The sequence below is a fragment of the Mariniflexile sp. HMF6888 genome (genome assembly GCF_044335535.1).
Lineage (GTDB): Bacteria > Bacteroidota > Bacteroidia > Flavobacteriales > Flavobacteriaceae > Mariniflexile.
Map to the genome: position 1 here is coordinate 345,957 of NZ_JBIQVZ010000003.1, position 20,720 is coordinate 366,676.

The window sequence follows — 20,720 nt, forward strand, 5'->3', positions numbered from 1 at the left end:
ATGAGTCATATATGTTAAAGCGAAAACAAAAAAATATTAAAACAATTCCTTTAACTAAGTTAATCAATAAAAATCATTTTTAAAATAGTATTAAATTCTTTTTTTAGCATTGCTCTGCTTGTGGGAGGTCATGCTTTTTATTTCAATCTTTTTAAAAGTGCCATTTCCATCGTAAATGCGAAGCATTCACGATTTCATTAATTTAAAAGGAGAAAGGAAAAGGGTGTTTTATTGCGGTTATTTCAAAGCTTAAATAGTATAAAGCAAAAAACATTTTTAATTTATAGCAAAACATTTTTAAAATAAGAAGTGGTTTAAACTTTTTCGATTGAAGCGAAAATCAGTCATTTTTTGTTCAATCGAAGCCTTTTTAGAGTTGCATAGCATCGCTACGGAAAGAAAAAAAGATGTAGAGTGGGCAAAAAAGGGCGATTTTTTAGCCAATTGGAAAAAGTTTAAACCACTTCTAATTCTAAACTGTATCTTTGCAATCTTAAAACCATATTGTTAGGTGAGTAAAACCACACTTTCTCAAACCTATGCTCAGACTTTGCAAACGCAAAATCTGCAAAATTCTATTGCCCAAACTATAGGTAGAACACATTTAAAGGGACTTGCGGGCTCTTCATTTTCCTTTGTAATTTCAAGTGTTTTTAATCATAATGACTTACCATTTTTACTTGTTTTTAACGATAAGGAGGAAGCAGCGTTTTACCTAAACGATTTAGAACAACTATGTAACGATAAAGACGTGTTGTTTTATCCGGGAAGTTACCGTAGGCCTTATCAAATAGAAGAAACCGATAACGCTAATGTACTACTACGAGCCGAGGTTTTAAACCGTATCAATTCCCGTAAAAAACCAGCCATAATTGTTACCTATCCTGATGCATTATTCGAAAAAGTAGTAACTAGGAAAGAGCTGGAACGCCATACTTTAAAAATTTCGGTAAACGATAAATTATCTATCGATTTTGTAAATGAAGTCTTGTTTGAGTATCAGTTTAAACGTGTCGATTTTGTTACCGAACCAGGTGAGTTTTCAGTTCGTGGTGGGATTGTAGATGTGTTTTCATTTTCAAATGATGAGCCTTACCGTATCGAGTTTTTTGGTGATGAGGTTGATAGTATTAGAAGCTTTGATGTGGAAACCCAGCTTTCAATAGAGCAAATTAAAAAAATTAATATCATCCCCAATGTAGCCAATAAATTACTGCAGGAAAGTCGCCAGAGTTTTTTGCAATACATGGCTCAAAAAACGGTGGTGTGTTTTAAAAATGTCGATCTGTGCTTTTCAAGGATAGATGATTTTTACTCAAAGGCCGAAGAGGCTTTTAAAACCCTATCTTCAGATATTAAACATGCTGAACCCGAAGAATTATTCTGTAATTCAACCGTATTAAAAAAACAGTTATTAGATTTTTCAATTGTCGAATTTGGTTCAACGGCATTTTTCAATAATGCATCAGGTAGCATGATTTCCTTCAACACAACACCGCAACCTTCCTTCAACAAACAATTCGATTTGTTAATTGAAGATTTAAATACCAATTACGATAAAGGATACACCAATTATATTGCCTGCGTAAGCGAACAACAAGCAAAACGTTTTCACGATATTTTTGACGATTCGCATTTGGAAGTGAAGCCATATAAAACTATTGTACTGTCGTTACATCAAGGCTTTATAGACCATGATAACCAAATAGTTTGTTATACCGACCACCAAATTTTTGAACGTTATCATAAGTTTCATGTTAAAAATGGCTATGCCAAAAAGCAAGCCATAACTTTAAAAGAACTTACTAATTTAGATATTGGCGATTACGTTACACATATCGATCATGGTATTGGGCGCTTTGGTGGACTTCAAAAAATAGATGTTGAAGGCAAAAAACAAGAAGCCATTAAGTTAATTTATGGAGAGCGTGATGTGTTATATTTAAGCATTCACTCGTTACATAAAATCACCAAGTTTAATGGTAAAGATGGAAAACCACCAAAAATTTACAAACTTGGTAGTGCCGCTTGGAAAACACTTAAAGAAAAAACAAAATCTAGGGTTAAACACATTGCGTTTAATCTTATAAAACTATACGCCAAGCGAAAAACTGAAAAAGGCTATCAATACAATCCTGATAGTTACATGCAACACGAACTGGAGGCGTCGTTCATTTATGAAGACACACCCGATCAAAGTACTGCTACCGCCGATATTAAAGCAGATATGGAAAGTGAGCGTCCTATGGACAGGTTGGTTTGTGGGGATGTGGGTTTTGGTAAAACAGAGGTTGCCATTCGAGCGGCATTTAAAGCAGTTGATAATGGTAAACAAGTAGCTGTTTTGGTACCAACCACTATTTTGGCATATCAACATTCCAGAACCTTTGCAGAACGGTTAAAGGATTTTCCTGTAACAGTCGATTATGTAAACCGTTTTAGAACTGCTAAAGAAAAACGTGAAACGCTTGAGAATTTAGAAAATGGCAAGGTCGATATTATTATTGGAACCCATCAACTGGTAAATAAAACCGTAAAATTTAAGGATTTGGGTTTGCTAATTGTTGATGAAGAGCAAAAATTTGGCGTTGCCGTAAAAGAAAAGCTAAAAACTTTAAAAGATAATGTCGATGTATTAACCTTAACTGCTACACCTATACCTAGAACACTTCAGTTTAGTCTAATGGCGGCGCGCGATTTATCGGTTATTACCACACCGCCACCAAATAGATATCCTATTGAAAGTCATGTTATTCGTTTTAATGAAGAAGCTATTCGTGATGCGGTAAGTTATGAAATTGAGCGTGGTGGACAAATTTTCTTCATTCACAACCGCATAGAAAATATAAAAGAAGTGGCTGGCTTGATTCAACGCTTGGTGCCCGATGCTAAAATAGGCATTGGTCATGGGCAAATGGAAGGTAAAAAGTTAGAGGAACTCATGTTGGCATTTATGAATGGTGCTTTTGATGTATTGGTAAGTACCACTATTGTTGAAAGTGGGTTGGATGTGCCCAATGCCAATACTATTTTCATAAATAATGCCAACAATTTTGGACTAAGTGATTTGCATCAAATGCGTGGTCGCGTAGGGCGTAGTAATAAAAAGGCTTTTTGTTATTTTATAACCCCAGAATATTCGGCAATGACCGATGATGCCCGAAAGCGTATCACCGCATTAGAGCAATTTACAGAATTGGGTAGTGGTTTCAATATTGCTATGAAAGATTTAGAAATTCGTGGTGCGGGTGATTTATTAGGGGGAGAACAAAGCGGATTTATAAACGAAATAGGATTTGATACCTACCAAAAAATATTAAATGAAGCCATTGAAGAGCTCAAAGAAAATGAGTTTAAGGATTTATATGAAGACCATGCTATTGAAAAAGTCTATGTGAAGGATGTCACTATCGATTCGGATTTTGAACTGCTGTTTCCAGACGATTACGTGAATAACATTACCGAACGATTAAGTCTATATTCCAAACTTAATGAAATAAAAACCGAACCCGAATTACAAAAATTTGAAACTGAATTAATAGATCGTTTTGGAGAATTGCCAAAAGAAGTAGTTGATTTGTTAAACAGTGTCCAAATAAAGTGGATTGCAACCAAAGCAGGATTTGAGAAAATTGTAATGAAGCAAGGCAAGCTTATAGGCTATTTTATAAACGATCAGCAAAGTGGTTTTTACCAAAGCAGTAATTTTACACGTGTATTACAGTTTGTTCAATCTAACTCAAACAGCTGTAAAATGAAAGAGAAACAAACAAGAAACGGCTTGCGCTTAATGCTAACTTTTGAAAATATTAAATCGGTAAAACAAGCTTTAAAAGTGTTACAACCTATTGTGGTGTAATTATTGTTCTAAAATAAAAACCCAGAAGCTTTGAAAATCAGAAACTTTGCAGCTTTGAAACTTAAAAAAAACTTAAAACCATGTTATCTAAACTAGTTGCTTTATTAATGTTATTACCAAGTATTCTTTTGGCGCAACACACCATTAAAGGTGTGTTTTCTCCAGCCAAAGATTATGAAGTGGTTTTATTATACAAAGTAACGCCAACAGTGTCTGATTATATTACAAATGCGAATGTTCAAAAGGACGGGAGTTTTCAATTTAAATTAGATGCTTCAGCTCCAGCAGGCATATACAGAGTGGTTTATGCGGTTCCGCAAGAAGACTTTAATTTTGATGTTATTTACAATGGAAAGGAAGATGTTACACTTACTTTTAATTCTGAAACTGGTATTTCGTTTAAATCATCAATAGAGAATAAATTACTGGCATCCTATACTAGTAGTATGTCTGCCATAACCCAAAGTATCAGTAATTATTTTAGAGAAGACAGTAAAGACACTTTGGCTTTAAAGGCTATTTTTAAAAAGCAACGAGAAACGCAAATTCAGTATGAAAAACAGGCTGATAATACCATTGCCCTACATTTTATAAAAGCAAATAAACCATACATACCCAAAAAGTATGAAGATGTTAAAACCTATGTAAAGAATTTGAAAACCCATTATTTTGATAACATAGATTTTAATAGCAAAACACTTCAAAGTTCTAGTTTTTTACAAGAGCGCATGCTTAATTATGTGTTTGGGGTATCGGCTGAGGGTAAAGACAACATTACCAATTACAAAAGCAATATTGATGTATTTTGCAATGCCATAAAAACAGTTCCAGCAAGCATTAAGCGTATTTTATTGGTAGACTTGTGGCAAGAAATGGTAGATTTAAGGTTAGAACCTGTCGCAAATCATATTTCTAAAAACTATTTATTAGATATTGCAAATCAGTTAAAAGATAAAGAGCTTATAGATGCCTTAACGCGTTACAACAACCTGTCTATTGGTCATAAAGCCCCTGATTTTTCTTTTGTAATTGAAAAAGACAACAAAAAAGAAACTAAAAAATTAAGCGAATTAAATAGTGCCGAAAAGTATATCATTGTTTTTTGGAGCAGTACCTGTTCACATTGTTTAGAAGAAATTCCGCAATTACAAAAATTTATTAAATCCCGTGCTAAGGATAAACTTAAGGTCATTGCCATAGGTTTGGAAGACGATAATAAAGTATGGAAAGAAAAAATTAAAAGCTACCCAGAATTTATTCACGTACTTGGGTTAGGCAAATGGGATAATAAAATAGGAAACGATTATGGAGTTACCACAACACCAACCTATTTTGTGCTCGATAAAAACAAGCATATTTTAAAAAAGCCAGAAGATATTGAAGTTTTAAAAACGGTTTTAGGTAAATAGAATGTCATGCTGAACTTGTTTCAGCATTATATTGGTTATTTATGTCCTACCTTAGCAGGAATTAAAAATGATAAAATGCGTTTTCTAAATGTTCTATGTTCAATGTTTTTCCTCTTTTTACAATGGCGATGATATCAAAGCGGACTTCAACATCTAACTCGTTTACCGTTACATATTCATCAACTGCTTTAACCAAACGTTGTATCTGCTTAGGTTTTACAAAATCTTGCGGATTTCCAAAATCGATAGTCGAACGCGTTTTTACTTCCACAATGGCCAAAATAGTGTCTTTTTGCGCAATAATGTCTACTTCGGCTTTATCAAATCTATAATTGCGTTCTAAAATATCATAACCGTTTTTCAACAGAAAATCGACAGCTAGTTGCTCGCCTTTTTTACCAAGTTCGTTGTGTTGTGCCATAAGTTGTTAGCCTCTAAACAGAAAGAAATCTTCTTTCATGTGTTCTATTTGGGCATTTTCATTGGTGATAATATAATCAATTGCTTGAGAGGTGAATTCATTTCCTTTTTCAGTTAAAAAAACAATGTGATTGTTTATGGTAATCATGTTATTTTTTAATGCGAGGTCTAATACCGTTTTCGATCGCACTTTTTGCCAATTAATATGCTCGTTTAAATGATTTACATGACGCTCGCTTTCTTCGCTATGATTCTTTAAATGTAATAAAAAAGTAAGTAAAGAAACTTCGGTGCGTTGTTGTCTTTCTCTGTATAACATGGCAATAATACCTTTACTAGGTGCAAACAAATACACAATAAAAAAGATAATGCCCAACATGGTAGTAATGGAACCTGCTATTGATGCATCTAACCCATGTGCAACCCAGTAGCCTGAAATGGCACTAAAGATTCCAAAAAATATGGCTAAGCCAAGCATTTTCTTTAAATTGGTAGTAAGGAGATAGGCTGTTGCCGCAGGGGCAATCATTAAGGCGACCACCAAAATAGCGCCAACGGCATCAAAAGCGCCAACGGTCGTTATTGAAGAAACCGTCATTAAGCCATAATGCATAATGGCTGGAGAAAAACCTAAGGATGCCGATAGACCGGCATCGAAGGTGCTAATTTTTAATTCCTTAAAAAAGGCAATTAATAGCCCAATAGTAACGGTTAAAATGCTTCCTATAATCCATAACGATTTTGGACCGGCATCAATTCCAGAAATCATGAGCCTATCGAATGGTGCAAATGCGAGTTCCCCTAATAATACGGCATCAACATCTAGATGTACATCGTTGGCATTTTTAGCTATAAGAATAACACCTATGCTGAACAGCGCAGGAAACACTAAGCCTATAGCGGTGTCTTCTTTAACCAAACCTGTTTTTTGAATGCGTTCTACTAAAATTACTGTAATAATTCCTGTTAAAGCAGCTAAAAGAATTAATAGCGGTGAATTTAAATCTTGGGTTATAAAGAATCCAATAACAATTCCTGGTAAAATAGAATGGCTAATAGCATCGCTAATCATGGCCATTTTCCGAAGCACTAAAAATGTTCCAGGAATGGCACAAGCTATAGCTACAAGACTGGCAATTATTTGTATTTCAATTTGTGCATTATTCATGTTCTTGCGATTGCTGGTTGTATAAATTAGCTGCTGTTTTATAACCTTGTTCGGTTAAGCTCCACATATTACCATCGAGCGTTACATAATTTTTATCTACTAATTTTTGGAGCGTACCTTTTGTAAAACCATGGAAGTTATTCAATATTTTAATGGCATGCGGATGTGATATGTTATCGTGATTTTCTGCAATACGATACATGAAAGACAATGTTTTATGAAGCTCTAAATCGTGACGGTTTTTAATGAAGCGAATTTGCCTAAACAGTAAACCTCGGTTAGGAGAAAAGATAAAAGAGGCCAAAACAAAAACACTGGCAACAATAACAATTACCGGACCCGTAGACAGATTGTTCTGGCTGGCACTAATGGCTGTGCCAACAACACCGGAAAAGGCACCAAAAGCAGCTGCGAGTATTACCATGGTACTTAAACTGTTTGTCCATTGTCGTGCAGCAGCAGCAGGCGCTAAAAGCATGGCACTCATTAATACCACACCGACTGTTTGCAAGCCTAAAACAATAGCCAATACTATGAAACAGGTGATTAAAACATCAATTGTTTTTGTGTTAAACCCTAAGGTTTTGGTATAATCGGCATCAAATAATAGTATTTTAAATTCTTTCCAGAATAGTAACATGATGATTAGACAAATACTGGTAACTATAGTCATTAACCAAACATCGCTTTCAACTAGGGTGGCGGCTTGCCCAAATAAATATTTGTCTAAACCTGCTTGGTTGGCATTAGGCTGTTTTTGAATAAAGGTGAGCAGTAGCATTCCAAATCCGAAAAAGACAGATAGGATTAAGCCCAAAGCGGTATCCGATTTTAAATGTGTTTTGGTAATAATTCCTCGTATCCAAAACGTGCCTATAAGTCCACTAATTAAAGCTCCCAAAAGTAATACATGGCTATCTTTAATACCAGTGATTAAAAAGGCAATAGCTATTCCGGGAAGCGCAGCATGCGAAATGGCATCGCCAAGTAAGCTTTGTTTTCTTAATACAGCAAAACTGCCCAACATGCCTGTTATAGCCCCAAGAATTGCAGTGCCAAGCGTAATGGTGCGAAGTGTGTAATCACTTATTAGGAGTTCTATGTAGTCTTTTAGTTCTATGATTTTTAGAGTTTTATTTTGAGATATTTTGATGAGCTCCTGAATCAAGTTCAGGATGACATTTAAAATTTTATTCCTGAATACTTACTTTATAGTTAATACCATAGGTTTTTGTTAGGTTGTCATCATTAAAAATATCCTTTACGGGGCCTGTGGCAATTTTTTTAACGTTTAAAAAAGTTACCCAATCAAAATATTCCGGTACGGTTTGTAAATCGTGGTGTACTACAATAACTGTTTTGCCGGCTTTGCGTAATTCTTTTAAGATATTGATAATGGCAATTTCTGTAGTAGCATCGACACCTTGAAAAGGCTCATCCATAAAATAGATGGCGGCATCTTGAACCAAAGCTCTAGCTAAAAAAATACGTTGCTGCTGTCCGCCAGAAAGCTGACTAATCTGTCTGCCTTTAAAGGATAGCATGCCTACTTTTTCCAAAGCTTCCAAAGCTGCTTTCTTTTCTTTTTGTCCAGGACGTTTTATCCAACCCAAACTGCCGTAAGTTCCCATCATAACCACGTCTAAAGCGGTTGTTGGAAAGTCCCAATCTACACTACCTTTTTGAGGCACATAAGCCACAAGGTGGCGTTGTTTGTTGTATGGCTTACCGTAGATGGAAATACTTCCTGCAATGGGTTTTAAAATGCCTAAAATAGATTTTATAAGGGTTGATTTTCCCGCGCCGTTAGGACCTACAATAGCCATGAGTACACCTTCGGGAATTTCTAGATCGATATCCCAAAGTACAGGCTTGTAATTGTATGCTACCGTTAAATCGTCTACTTGTACGGCTATATTTTTACTCATATTATTGTTTTTAGCAGGAATGGCTTCTAATTAATTCAAATAATTCCCCGAAGGCCTTGCCTCGGGGTATCCAATTCACCTCTCCTTTGGAGAGGTCAGAACTGCCCGAAAAGGCAGTTCTGGGTGAGGTAAAATACAAAATTTCGGTTTTTGCCCCAGAGGTCAAAATGAAACATGCGAAATACCTCTATGGCTTTGACTCGAGGATAGTCTGTTTCAAGAAATTTTTTATTTCTATTTTAATGCATTCACTATTGTGTTTACATTGTATTTAAACATACCAATATAGGTGCTTTCAACTGTTCCTGCGCTTCCTAAAGCATCAGAATAAAGAGTTCCACCAATGGCAACATGATGATTTTTAGAATTTACAGCTGCCTGAAGCGCTTCAATAGTGCGTTTAGGAACCGAGCTTTCAACAAAAATAGCTTTCACTTGGTGTTCAATAATAAAGGAAGCTAGTTTTTGAACATCTTGTACACCGGCTTCGGTAGCTGTTGAAATACCCTGTAAGCCTACTACATTAAACCCATATTCTTTTCCAAAATAACTAAAGGCATCATGTGCCGTTACTAAAATACGTTTATCTTTTGGAAGTGTATCGATAATGGATTTTATTTCTATCTCCAACTGGTTAAGTTGCTCGATATAGCGTTTCCCATTTGCTTCAAACGCGCCTTTGTTTTCGGGGCTGGCTTCCGATAAGGTTTTAACTACATAATTGGTTATGGTTTTCCAATAACCGATGTTAAACCAAATATGTGGATCGTAATTTCCTTGAAAATATTCAGAACTAATAAGAGTTTTAGCATCTAAGGCATCTGAAACTGCAATGGTTTTTATGTTTTGGTGTGCCATTTTTTCAAACACTTCAACGAGCTTACCTTCTAAATGCAGTCCGCCATAAAAGATAATATCGGCATTGACCAGTTTTGTGACATCACCCTCACTCGCTTTATATAAATGTGGGTCGACACCGCTTCCCATAAGGCCTTGCACGTTTATTAAATCGCCACCAATATTGTTTACCAAATCGGTAATCATTGTAGTGGTGGTTACAACGTTAAGCTTGCCATTGTTTTGCTTGTTGTTTTTACAGCTAAATAATATAGCAATAAAGGTTAGTGTAAGGATATGTTTATTCATTTATCAAAATTAATTTAAAGTATATCGTAATCCAAAAAATAATCGTATTCCTTGATTTGGACCGTACACATAAGACGGGTCGAACGTTAATCCGTATGGGTTATATTTAGGACTATTAGGGTCATTGTTTACCAAAGCATTGCCATTGCTATCAAAATCAACATTTTTATCAAACGGATCGTGTGCTCTAGCAATAATAAAAGGGTTTCCTTTATTGGGAGTCCAGTTTAATAGGTTTTTTACGCCACCGTATATTTCGAAATTATTTAAACCATCATAGGTTAGCTGAATATTTTGAATGCTCCAAACAGGCGAATTCTCTTTACGAGGATCCGAGTCACCTAATAAAGGCAAACGCATAGGACCATAAATATTGCCAGTATAATCTAAAGTTAGGTTGTATTTATAATTTTTATAGGATGCAGCCCATGTTCCTGTAAAGCGTTCCGTTAAAATTTGACGTTTTGTAATATTGTTTTCTGTTTGGGATACGTCTTGAAATGTGCCTCCAACCAGTAGTTTTACACCACTAGTAATAATAGCATCGTAATTAATACTTATGCCTTTTGTAACAGCTTTTCCGTTTAGGTTGTCGTATATTATTTCATTAGGATTTGTGTCATAATCAGGAATAATTAAATTGGTGAAATGGGTATACCAAGCGGAAATATCCAACCCCATTATCATACCACTTTTTGTATAAAACTTTTTTAAGTAATTAATATTAACATTATAAGAACGTTCGGGTTTTAATGCCTCTGTAATTATAACATCCCTAGCTCCTGTTAATGCGGCATGTTCTTCGGTAAAGATATTAACGACTCTAAAACCTGTTCCGGCATTTAGTCTAAAAATATCATTGGCGCTAGGTTTAAATTTGTAAGCGATTCGAGGCGTGAATATATTGCCATGTCTTTTGTCATAATCATAGCGTGTTCCCAATAATAATGTATGCTTCTCGTGAAATTTTATTTCATCTTGTATAAATATAGATGGAATGACCACATTATTTGCCTCTTCTGTAGCCGGCGTGTTATCATTGTAGTAATTATAACGTAACGATGTTCCAAATAAAAGGTCATGATTCTTTAAGGTTTTATCCCAGGTAAATTGTCCAAAACCAATACGTTGTTGAGCCAAATATGGAACATTGCCATAAACCGAATTTTGATCATGATCGGTATATGAAAACTGAAACAATATTTTTTCTTCAACAGGTAATTGGTATTTTCCTAAAGCTTCAAAGCGTGACGTATAAATGCTTTCTCCATAAATCTCATCGCCACCTCTATATGAAGGATTCCATTGCATTTCACCTCCCCATCGGTCTTCATAAAAATAACGTCCTACAAGAGAAAATACTCTTTGGTTTTTTCGTTCAAAATCCCATTTTTGAAATATTGAAATTCTATTTTGAAGGGTTAAATCGGTAAAATTATCGTTGTTATTATCTATAGGGTTGTTATAATTAAAATAATTGATTCCAGTAAGAAGACTGGCTTTCGACCCTACATTGGTTTTATATCCCAAATCCAGATTCACTTCTCCCCAACCAGTGGCATAGCTATCTGCAAAAAATCGGGGGGCATTTTCTGGAAGCTTGGTTATGATATTAATGAGACCACCAACGGCTTCACTTCCATATAGAGAAGACGCAGGCCCTTTTACTATTTCAATTTGTTCAATTAATGAGTTAGGGATGCCCGATAAGCCATAAACAGTAGATAAACCACTAACTATAGGCATGCCGTCAATTAATACTAAGGTGTATGGGCCTTCTAGACCATTAATATGAATATCGCCTGTATTGCACACATTACAATTAATTTGAGGGCGTACCCCATTCACGCCTTGCAGGGCTTCAAAAATATTTGGTGTTGGATTTTTTTTGAAAAATACGGGGGTATATACTTCAACTGGAACAGGACTTTCCAAACGGGATACAGCCTTTAGGGTTCCGGTAACTACCACTTCTTCAAGTAATCCGGATTCTTTTAAATCGAAATTTATAACTAGTGGATTAGACGAAACAGTTATGTTTTTTCTTTGAGTTTGAAATCCCGTAAAAGATGCTAAAATGGTGTAGTTTCCAGCTTCAATGGCATTAATTTTGTAAAAGCCATTTTCATCTGTTGTGGTACCCTTGGAAGTGCCTTTAAGGTAAACATTAACATAAGGTAATGGCTCACCATCATAAATTACACTTCCGGTTATTTGTTGTGCGTTCAACGATATTGAGATAGTGCTTAAAAATATAATTAAACATTTCATAAATTAATTTTTTGCAAATATAAATATTAATTTAGATTAATCTAAAAATTAATTCTAAAACAATAATAAACTATATTTACGGTTTAATTATACATTTATGATTACTCTAACAGAAGAAAATTACATAAAAACCATCTACCAATTAGGAAAATATGGGGTTCATACTGTAAGTACAAATAGTATTGCCGATGCTTTGGAAACCAAAGCATCATCGGTTACGGATATGATGAAGAAATTGGCTGAAAAAGGGTATGTTAATCATAAAAAATACCAAGGGGTAAGTCTTACAGTAAAAGGAAAAAAAACAGCTGCTGAAATAGTTAGAAAGCATCGTCTATGGGAGGTTTTTTTAGTTAAAAAACTTAATTTCTTTTGGGATGAGGTACATGAAATAGCAGAACAGCTTGAGCATATAAAATCTGAAAAGCTTATTGATGAATTGGATAAATTACTTGATTACCCCACGCATGATCCACACGGAGATCCTATTCCGGATAAATCGGGAGATATAAAAAAGACTGATAAAATATTACTTTTTAATTTAGCTGATAATGCCAAAGGAATTTGTGTGGGTGTTAAAGATACATCTTCTGCTTTTTTAAAGTATTTGGATAAACACAAAATAGCATTGGGCTCAGAAATCACGGTTTTGTCTAGAGAGGATTTTGATGATTCCATGGTAATTAAAATTGGAGATACTTCAATAAGCATTTCCCAAACTGTAGCTAACAATTTGTTTGTGGAGAAAGTATAGATGGAGAATTCATCTTGATTTTTTTGTTTTTAACCACACCCACAGCCATCATCGCCACCACAAGATTTTTTTGATTTCGATTTTTTCCAAACAAATTTTTTAATCAAAAAGATTAAGGCAAATACAATTGCTGTAAAAACCAATATATTTTGAATGATGGTGTTCATGTTTGGTTTGTCGAGGTTACTTTAGTTTCATTTCAAAAGATTCCTGCGAAAGCTGGAATTTATTATTTTAAAAATTGATAGGCTATTAATGCAACAACATAAGCAAAACTACTCATAATTACCAATTGCAATGTAGGCCATTTCCAACTATTGGTTTCTTTTTTTACAATAGCCAAGGTACTCATGCATTGCATAGCAAAAGCATAAAAAAGCAGTAATGAAATTCCCGATGCAAAATTAAATAAACGACCTCCTAAAATGGGGTTTACTTCTGCTGCCATACGGTTTTTTATGGTGGCTTCATCATCATTTCCTACACTATAAATGGTTGCAAGCGTGCCCACGAACACTTCGCGAGCAGCAAAACTACTTACTATAGCAATCCCTATTTTCCAATCGTAACCCAATGGTCTAATAACGGGCTCAATAGCACGGCCTGTAATGCCTATGTAGGAATGCTCTAATTTATAAGATGCTATATGCTGACTTATTTCTTCTTCAGATAATTGTTGTGATGCATACTCGGTTTTAACAATAGTTTCGGCATTATTAAAATTATCGCCAGGACCATACGATGCTAAAAACCATAAAATGATGGAAATAGCTAGGATTATTTTTCCTGCACCAAACACAAATGATTTTGTTTTTTCCAACACCGTAAGCGCCACATTTTTAAACATGGGAAGCTTATAATTAGGCATTTCAACCACAAAAAACGTTTTGCTTTTTATTTTTAAAACCTTGTTTAAAATATAGGCAGAAAGAACGGCTGTTGCAAATCCTATAAAGTATAAAAGCATCAAGATTAAAGCTTGATACCCCAACCCTAAAAAGCGCCCTTCGGGAATGACTAATGATATAATAATCAAATACACCGGCAATCTGGCAGAACAGGTCGTAAACGGCGTTACTAAAATAGTTATTAAACGTTCTTTCCAACTTTCAATATTTCTAGTTGCCATAATAGCAGGAATGGCACAAGCAGTTCCCGAAATTAAAGGCACAACACTTTTTCCACTTAACCCAAAGCGACGCATCACACGATCCATTAGAAACACCACGCGACTCATATAACCACTTTCTTCAAGTACCGAAATAAATAAGAATAAAAAAGCAATTTGAGGAATGAAAATAACAATACCCCCAAGTCCTGGAATAATACCTTCGGCCAATAAATTGGTAAAGGCACCTTGTGGCAATTGGTTTTTAGTCCATTCGCTTAAAGAGGCAAAAGCACTATCAATAAAGTCCATTGGCACGCTAGACCAATCATAAATAGCTTGAAAAATGGTTAGTAAAATAATGAAGAAAATAAAATACCCCCAGATTTTATGGGTTAAAACACGGTCTAGTTTTGAACGTAAATCTTTGGCTTGCGATACGTCAATCGTTTGTCCTTCTTTAAGGACATTGTTTATAAACTGGTAACGCTTTATGGTTTCCTTTTGCTGTAATCGTTTTAGATCGGCTTTACTTTTAGTTTTAAAATTGGCGACAGCTTCAACTTCATTTCTATCTGTTTTCCCAAAGTTTACGTCTTGGGTTATAACAAGCCATAACTTGTATAATAGCTGATTTGGGAACGCTTTTTGTAAATTATCAAAGTATTCCTTATCAATATCTGAAGCATTGAGACAGGGTGTAACAGATACATCTTTATAATTAGCAATTAAGTGTTTTAAATTATCAATACCTTCATTTTTTCTAGTGCTGATTAACGCTATTTTGGTTTTAAGTTGGGATTCTAAATAATCGATATTTAAAGAAATCCCTTTATAGCGCATTCTATCTGCCATATTAATAACCAATAAGGTTGGAATTTCTAAATCTTTAATTTGGGTAAAAAGCAACAGATTGCGTTTTAAATTTTCGACATCGGTTACAACAACAGCAATATCAGGGAAATCCTTATCGTTTTTATTTAAAAGCAGTTCTATAACAACATTTTCATCCAGTGACGATGCATTTAAGCTATAAGTACCCGGTAAGTCTATAATATGTGCTTTAACACCACGAGGCAACTTACAAATCCCTTCTTTTTTTTCAACAGTAATACCAGGGTAATTCCCGACTTTTTGATTTAAACCCGTTAAAGCATTAAAAACAGAGGTTTTACCCGTATTTGGGTTTCCTATTAAGGCTACATTTATTTGTTTACTCATATTTCTTTTTCAATTAAAATATGAACAGCTGTTTCTTTTCTAATTGCTAAATGGGTGCCATTAATGTTTAAATACATAGGATCTTTAAATGGTGCCAACTGAACAAGTTCTACCAAATTACCAGGTAAACAACCCATTTCTAAAAGTTTTAAAGGAATATGGATGGACGAAACATCTACGATAATGGCGCGTTCACCTCGTTTTAAATCGGCTAATGTGTTTTGCAAACTTATTTAGATTGATTTTAAAGAAGCAAAAGTAATGGAAAAGTTTAAAAGGGAAAAGTTTAAAGGTTTAAAAGTTTTAAGAAGTTTAGTTGTTTGTTGTGGAGTTGTTAAGTTGTAAATCAGTTTGGTACATGACAAAAAACCAAAACTGTATACAAAAGTGTTAGGATTGGACTTCGACAGACTCAGTCTGACATCTGGAATGGTATTAAAATATGCCTGTCATACAGAGCTTGTCGAAGTATGAGCTTGTCAAAGCTACATGAAGGAAGAAATGATAATAGACTTCGATAAGCTCCATGTGATATGCTTCAATTTTTGTCATGTACTAAAGTAAATCAGCTTAACAACATACAACTAAACAAAAAACCTACTTTTCCTGTTTAAGAATTTCAATATCTTCAAGTAATTTATCAATATCTTCAGCATTGGTGCCGTCATAAAACCCACGAATTTGGCGTTTTTTGTCAATAAGCATAAAATTTTCGGTGTGTATCATATCAAAATCACCACCATCACCAAAATCTTTTACTGCTAAATAGCTCTTTCTTGCCAACTCATAAATTTGCTTTTTATCACCAGTAACTAAATTCCATTTGGCATCAATCACACCTTTTTCCAAAGCATAACGCTTTAGTTGTGCTACCGTATCAATTTTTGGTGTTACGGTGTGCGAAAGCAATAGTACGTCATCGTCATTAATAAGTGCTTTTTGTATTTGCGCCATGTGGTTTGTCATAATCGGGCAAATCGTTTGGCAGGTGGTAAAAAAGAAATCGGCAACATAAATTTTATCTTTATAATCGTCTTGGGTAATCGTTTTTCCGTTTTGATTGATAAGTTTGAAATCGGCAATTTTATGGTATTTTTTTTGATATTGAATCGTGCTATCGACCAACTCGGTACTTACCATGGCTGGCTGGTAAATAGGCAGTGGTTGGTACACATTTAGTGTATTATATATAATGGAAACGATAATGATAGATAAAATCAAAAATACAATTCCAAAAGTTTTATAGTCTTTAAAAAAAGAAAGCATGAATATAAATTAAGGCTTATAATTAAGGTAATGATTGCAAAAATACGACACATAAATAATAAAATGGTATTTTTAACAACGAAGTGATTTAAACTTTTTCTTTTACCTGCAAAATTCACATTTTGCTCCCTAATTTTGACTTTTTTAAGTCCCGTAACACTGCTATGCGACTTAAAAAAGACTTCATTATGAAACAGGGCGGAGCGTAAAAAATAACCCGGTGGGTTATTTTAGCGAACGAGCCAGCTGGAGCAAGGTTAAATTTTTCGCTTACAAACAAAAAGTTTAAATCACTTCAATACTAAAATGCTTAAAAAGAAATCATAAAAATGAAAATGCGACTGTTATTTATATTTTGTTTGTTTTCATCCCCTTTTTTTGGGCAAGATTTTAATGAAACATTAAAGTCTATTAGAACTGCTGAAGCTTCTTCTGCTATGAAAAAGATGCTTCAAAAGGCTAATATAAATACAGGAAATTATGACGTAAAATATTACCGATTAGAATTTAATTTAGATCCTTCAGAGGCTTTTATTTCTGGCAACGTAACAACATATTTTGAAGCCAAAGCAAATCTAAACCAAGTCACTTTAGAATTAACAAGTAACATGGTCGTTTCGCAAGTTTCCCAGCGCGGTAATGTCCTTTCGTTCGTCCAAAATAGTGATGACGAGTTGGTAATTACCTTACCTACAATTCAAAATTCAGGTGTTTTGGATTCGTTAACCGTTACCTATTCTGGAAATCCCATAAGTTCTGGTCTTGGTTCTTTTGAGCAAAATCAACATAATGGTAATCCTATTGTTTGGACACTTTCTGAGCCCTATGGAGCCAAAGGCTGGTGGCCATGTAAGCAAGACTTAAATGATAAGGCAGATTCGTTGGATGTGTTTATTACCACACCCAGATTCAACCCTTCAAACGAAGCGTATATTGCTGTTTCAAACGGATTAGAGCAAAGTCAAGTAATTAACGGAAGTAATAAAACCACACACTTTAAACACAGGTATCCTATTCCTGCTTATTTAATAGCCATAGCCGTAACCAATTACGAAGTGTATTCGCATACGGTACCAAATAATGGAAACCCTTTTGATATTGTAAATTATGTGTATCCCGAAAGTTTAAGTTTGGCACAATCCAGTACGCCCGTTACGGTAGATATTATGAACCTATTTACCAATTTATTTGAAGAATATCCATTTGCAAACGAAAAATATGGACATGCACAGTTTGGTTGGGGTGGTGGTATGGAACACACAACCGTATCATTTATGGGTAGTTTTAACAGAAATTTAATTGCTCACGAATTGGCGCATCAATGGTTTGGAAACAAAGTTACTTGTGGAAGCTGGAAAGATATTTGGTTGAATGAGGGTTTTGCAACCTATTTATCGGGGCTAACTGTTGAAAATCTTGATGGTACTACCGCATTTACAAATTGGAAACAACAACGCACGACATCCATTACATCTGCAACTAATGGTGCTGTTTATTTAACAGATGCCGATACTGCTAGCGTAAATAGAATTTTTAGTGGTCGATTAACCTATGATAAAGGTGCTATGGTATTACACATGTTAAGAAAAAAACTAGGTGATGCTAATTTTTTTCAAGGGGTAAAAAATTATTTAAGTAGCCCAAACCATGCCTATGACTATGCTAAAACGCCAGATTTTATAAGCATCATGGAAGCTGCAAGTGGCGAAAACTTAACAGCGTTTTTTAACGACTGGTTGTATAATGAAGGGTATCCGTCGTATACAGTTCAATGGAGTCAACCAACACCCAGTCAAGTGCTCATTAATATCCAGCAAACGCAAAGTGATCCGTCAGTAACTTATTTTGAAGACCCAGTGCCTTTGCGACTTTTAGGGGTTTCAGGTGAAATTTTAGATATAACACTTAACAATACAGTGAACAATGAAGATTTTTTAAGTGCGGTTAATTTTACGGTATCTTCTATCCAGTTTGACCCGGAAGCCGATTTAATTTCAAAAAACAATAGCGTTTCGCAAGCTTTAGATAGCTCAGATTTACAATCAAAATTCCTTATTTATCCAAACCCGACTGCCAAGGAGTTTAACTTTATTAAACCAGATTATGTAGAGGTTAATGAGGTTAAAATGTTTAACGTACTGGGTCAATTATTATATACATCTAGTTGGTCACCGACCATTAATGTAACATCGTTTGCATCGGGCATTCTTTTTATTCAATTCCATACTAATCAAGGCGTAATTAATAAAACGGTGTTAAAAAATTAGTAATACCTAGTATTATGTTTTCTAAATGATGTTAAAAGCGTACTTTTGTCCGATTATAAAAAAAACCTAATACATGTCTGTATTTTTAATAAAAGCGGCTCAATTATTATTAAGCCTTTCCATATTAGTTGTTTTACACGAATTGGGACATTTTATCCCAGCAAAACTGTTTAAAACAAGGGTAGAAAAATTCTATTTATTTTTCGATGTTAAATTTTCACTCTTTAAAAAGAAAATAGGCGATACTGTTTATGGTATTGGCTGGTTACCATTAGGAGGCTATGTTAAAATATCCGGTATGATAGATGAAAGCATGGATACCGAGCAAATGGCTTTACCACCACAACCTTGGGAGTTTCGTTCTAAACCAGCATGGCAACGTTTAATTATTATGCTTGGTGGTGTAACGGTGAATTTTATTTTGGCGTTCTTTTTATTTATAATGATGCTTTTTGTTTGGGGCACTAATTATATAACAAAAGAAGATATTAAATACGGTTATGGAATTGCAAAAACTTTAGAAACTTACGGCTTCCAGCAAGGAGATAAAATCATATCGGTAAATGGAAAACCGTTCGAAGAACTTACTATAGACATTAACAAGTATATAATGTTTAGAGATGTAGAGAACATTAAAGTAGAACATCCAGACGGAACAGTTGTAGACATTCAACTTCCTGAAGATATTGGGCAAAAACTTTTTGAAGCTGGAGATATACCAGCCATGGCGCCTCGTTATCCATTTCAGCTAGATTCAATTGTTGCAAACTCCCCTGCAGATAAGGCAGGATTAAAAACGACTGACAAGATTATTGCGGTAAACGGGCAGCCTATTGAATATTATTCAGATTTAACTTATCAAATCAAAAACAGCACAGATAAAACTTTAAATGTAGAGGTTGAGCGTAATAATGAAATTAAAAACTTAAATATTATTCAAGGAGAAGACAAAACTATTGGAGTTGTATCGACTGTAACAGATCTCGATTACATTCAGGTGAAAAACAGAGCATATAGTTTTTCTGAAAGCATTACAGGAGGAATAAGCAAAGGGTATTGGGAAGTTAAGGATTATTTAGCACAGTTTCAATATATCTTTACCAAAAAAGGGGCATCACAAATTGGTGGTTTCGCAGCTATTGGTAACATGTTTCCTGCCCAATGGGATTGGCAAGCCTTTTGGTATTTAACAGCCTTTTTATCTATCATGTTGGCAGTATTAAACTTATTGCCTATTCCTGCTTTAGATGGCGGCCATGTGATGTTTTTGTTATATGAAATGGTGTCTGGCAGAAAACCAGGAGATAAGTTTATGGAGTATGCACAAATGGTAGGGTTCTTTATATTAATAGCTTTGGTTTTGTTCGCCAATGGCAATGATATTTTTAAAGCTATTTTTAATTAAAATTTTTTAAAAAATGTTTGCAGTAATTAAAAAGATATATATCTTTGCGCTCGCTTAGGCAAATGAGATAACACTGCTCTTTAGCTTATTCCGATAGGTATCGGAAGGTTAGAAAAAAGTAAGATAAAGTTCTTTTAAAAAAAACGAAAATTAAAGTATACATTCAATCAAAATTTTTTTTGAAATGAATGAAAACTTAAAAGTAAATACAATTAACACTCCTCCTTAGCTCAGTTGGTTAGAGCATTTGACTGTTAATCAAAGGGTCCTTGGTTCGAGCCCAAGAGGGGGAGCAAAACAAGAAAAAGACTTTACAGAAATGTAAGGTCTTTTTTGGTTTAAAGGCTCCATAGTTCAAGGGATAGAACAAAAGTTTCCTAAACTTTAGATCCAAGTTCGAATCTTGGTGGAGTCACTATTTATTTATGGGAGAACTACGGGGTTGGGTGCTAGTTGGGTCCTTTTCCTTTTTAATTAAATCACAACTTTTTGTTATGA

15 protein-coding genes and 2 tRNA genes are annotated in these 20,720 nt (G+C 34.6%); 7 read left to right on the forward strand and 10 right to left on the reverse strand.

What is annotated here, in order from left to right:
* Nucleotides 1–511 precede the first annotated feature (511 nt).
* Nucleotides 512–3,859 (forward strand): transcription-repair coupling factor, encoded by a 3,348-nt coding sequence (gene mfd / locus ACGLWY_RS10135; protein ID WP_396619560.1) that lies wholly within the window; start codon nucleotides 512–514, stop codon nucleotides 3,857–3,859.
* A gap of 80 nt (nucleotides 3,860–3,939) precedes the next feature.
* The gene (locus tag ACGLWY_RS10140) at nucleotides 3,940–5,268 is read left to right on the forward strand and encodes a TlpA family protein disulfide reductase (RefSeq protein ID WP_396619561.1); all 1,329 of its coding nucleotides are present in this window, start codon (nucleotides 3,940–3,942) and stop codon (nucleotides 5,266–5,268) included.
* Between the two features lie 61 nt (nucleotides 5,269–5,329).
* Here the strand turns inward: ACGLWY_RS10140 and ACGLWY_RS10145 are convergent, their stop codons facing one another.
* The 6 genes from ACGLWY_RS10145 to ACGLWY_RS10170 form a co-directional block, all read right to left on the reverse strand.
* Nucleotides 5,330–5,689 carry a YraN family protein gene (locus ACGLWY_RS10145; protein WP_396619562.1) on the reverse strand — a complete coding sequence of 120 codons (360 nt, stop codon included), beginning with the start codon at nucleotides 5,687–5,689 and terminating at the stop codon, nucleotides 5,330–5,332.
* A 6-nt stretch (nucleotides 5,690–5,695) separates the two neighbouring features.
* Nucleotides 5,696–6,856, reverse strand: coding sequence for a metal ABC transporter permease (locus ACGLWY_RS10150; protein WP_396619563.1), 1,161 nt, complete (start codon nucleotides 6,854–6,856; stop codon nucleotides 5,696–5,698).
* Entirely contained in the window at nucleotides 6,849–7,958 is a 1,110-nt protein-coding gene (locus ACGLWY_RS10155) for a metal ABC transporter permease (protein WP_396619700.1), read from the reverse strand. Before ACGLWY_RS10155 ends, ACGLWY_RS10150 begins: the two co-directional genes overlap by 8 nt.
* An 88-nt stretch (nucleotides 7,959–8,046) precedes the next feature.
* Nucleotides 8,047–8,784 (reverse strand): metal ABC transporter ATP-binding protein, encoded by a 738-nt coding sequence (locus ACGLWY_RS10160; RefSeq protein ID WP_117173599.1) that lies wholly within the window; start codon nucleotides 8,782–8,784, stop codon nucleotides 8,047–8,049.
* Between the two features lie 234 nt (nucleotides 8,785–9,018).
* Nucleotides 9,019–9,930, reverse strand: a complete 912-nt coding sequence (locus ACGLWY_RS10165; RefSeq protein WP_396619564.1) for a metal ABC transporter solute-binding protein, Zn/Mn family — start codon at nucleotides 9,928–9,930, stop codon at nucleotides 9,019–9,021.
* Nucleotides 9,931–9,939: 9 nt separating this feature from the next.
* Nucleotides 9,940–12,201 carry a TonB-dependent receptor domain-containing protein gene (locus tag ACGLWY_RS10170; protein ID WP_396619565.1) on the reverse strand — a complete coding sequence of 754 codons (2,262 nt, stop codon included), beginning with the start codon at nucleotides 12,199–12,201 and terminating at the stop codon, nucleotides 9,940–9,942.
* Between the two features lie 100 nt (nucleotides 12,202–12,301).
* Here ACGLWY_RS10170 and ACGLWY_RS10175 point away from each other — a divergent pair, with 100 nt between their 5' ends.
* Complete coding sequence (locus ACGLWY_RS10175; RefSeq protein ID WP_396619701.1) at nucleotides 12,302–12,955, forward strand: metal-dependent transcriptional regulator; 654 nt, start codon at nucleotides 12,302–12,304, stop codon at nucleotides 12,953–12,955.
* Between the two features lie 29 nt (nucleotides 12,956–12,984).
* Here the strand turns inward: ACGLWY_RS10175 and ACGLWY_RS10180 are convergent, their stop codons facing one another.
* From ACGLWY_RS10180 to ACGLWY_RS10195, 4 genes are all read right to left on the reverse strand, one after another.
* Nucleotides 12,985–13,122 carry a FeoB-associated Cys-rich membrane protein gene (locus ACGLWY_RS10180; protein WP_396619566.1) on the reverse strand — a complete coding sequence of 46 codons (138 nt, stop codon included), beginning with the start codon at nucleotides 13,120–13,122 and terminating at the stop codon, nucleotides 12,985–12,987.
* Between the two features lie 62 nt (nucleotides 13,123–13,184).
* Entirely contained in the window at nucleotides 13,185–15,284 is a 2,100-nt protein-coding gene (feoB, locus tag ACGLWY_RS10185) for a ferrous iron transport protein B (protein ID WP_396619567.1), read from the reverse strand.
* The gene (locus tag ACGLWY_RS10190; protein ID WP_396619568.1) at nucleotides 15,281–15,511 is read right to left on the reverse strand and encodes a ferrous iron transport protein A; all 231 of its coding nucleotides are present in this window, start codon (nucleotides 15,509–15,511) and stop codon (nucleotides 15,281–15,283) included. Before ACGLWY_RS10190 ends, feoB begins: the two co-directional genes overlap by 4 nt.
* Before the next feature lie 370 nt (nucleotides 15,512–15,881).
* Complete coding sequence (locus ACGLWY_RS10195) at nucleotides 15,882–16,550, reverse strand: SCO family protein (protein WP_396619569.1); 669 nt, start codon at nucleotides 16,548–16,550, stop codon at nucleotides 15,882–15,884.
* Between the two features lie 335 nt (nucleotides 16,551–16,885).
* Here ACGLWY_RS10195 and ACGLWY_RS10200 point away from each other — a divergent pair, with 335 nt between their 5' ends.
* The 4 genes from ACGLWY_RS10200 (at nucleotide 16,886) to ACGLWY_RS10215 (ending at nucleotide 20,637) form a co-directional block, all read left to right on the forward strand.
* Nucleotides 16,886–18,817, forward strand: coding sequence for a M1 family aminopeptidase (locus ACGLWY_RS10200; protein WP_396619570.1), 1,932 nt, complete (start codon nucleotides 16,886–16,888; stop codon nucleotides 18,815–18,817).
* Nucleotides 18,818–18,890: 73 nt separating this feature from the next.
* Nucleotides 18,891–20,222, forward strand: a complete 1,332-nt coding sequence (gene rseP / locus ACGLWY_RS10205; protein ID WP_396619571.1) for an RIP metalloprotease RseP — start codon at nucleotides 18,891–18,893, stop codon at nucleotides 20,220–20,222.
* A 219-nt stretch (nucleotides 20,223–20,441) separates the two neighbouring features.
* A tRNA-Asn gene (locus ACGLWY_RS10210) sits at nucleotides 20,442–20,515 on the forward strand.
* A 50-nt stretch (nucleotides 20,516–20,565) separates the two neighbouring features.
* A tRNA-Arg gene (locus ACGLWY_RS10215) sits at nucleotides 20,566–20,637 on the forward strand.
* Nucleotides 20,638–20,720: the final 83 nt, after the last annotated feature.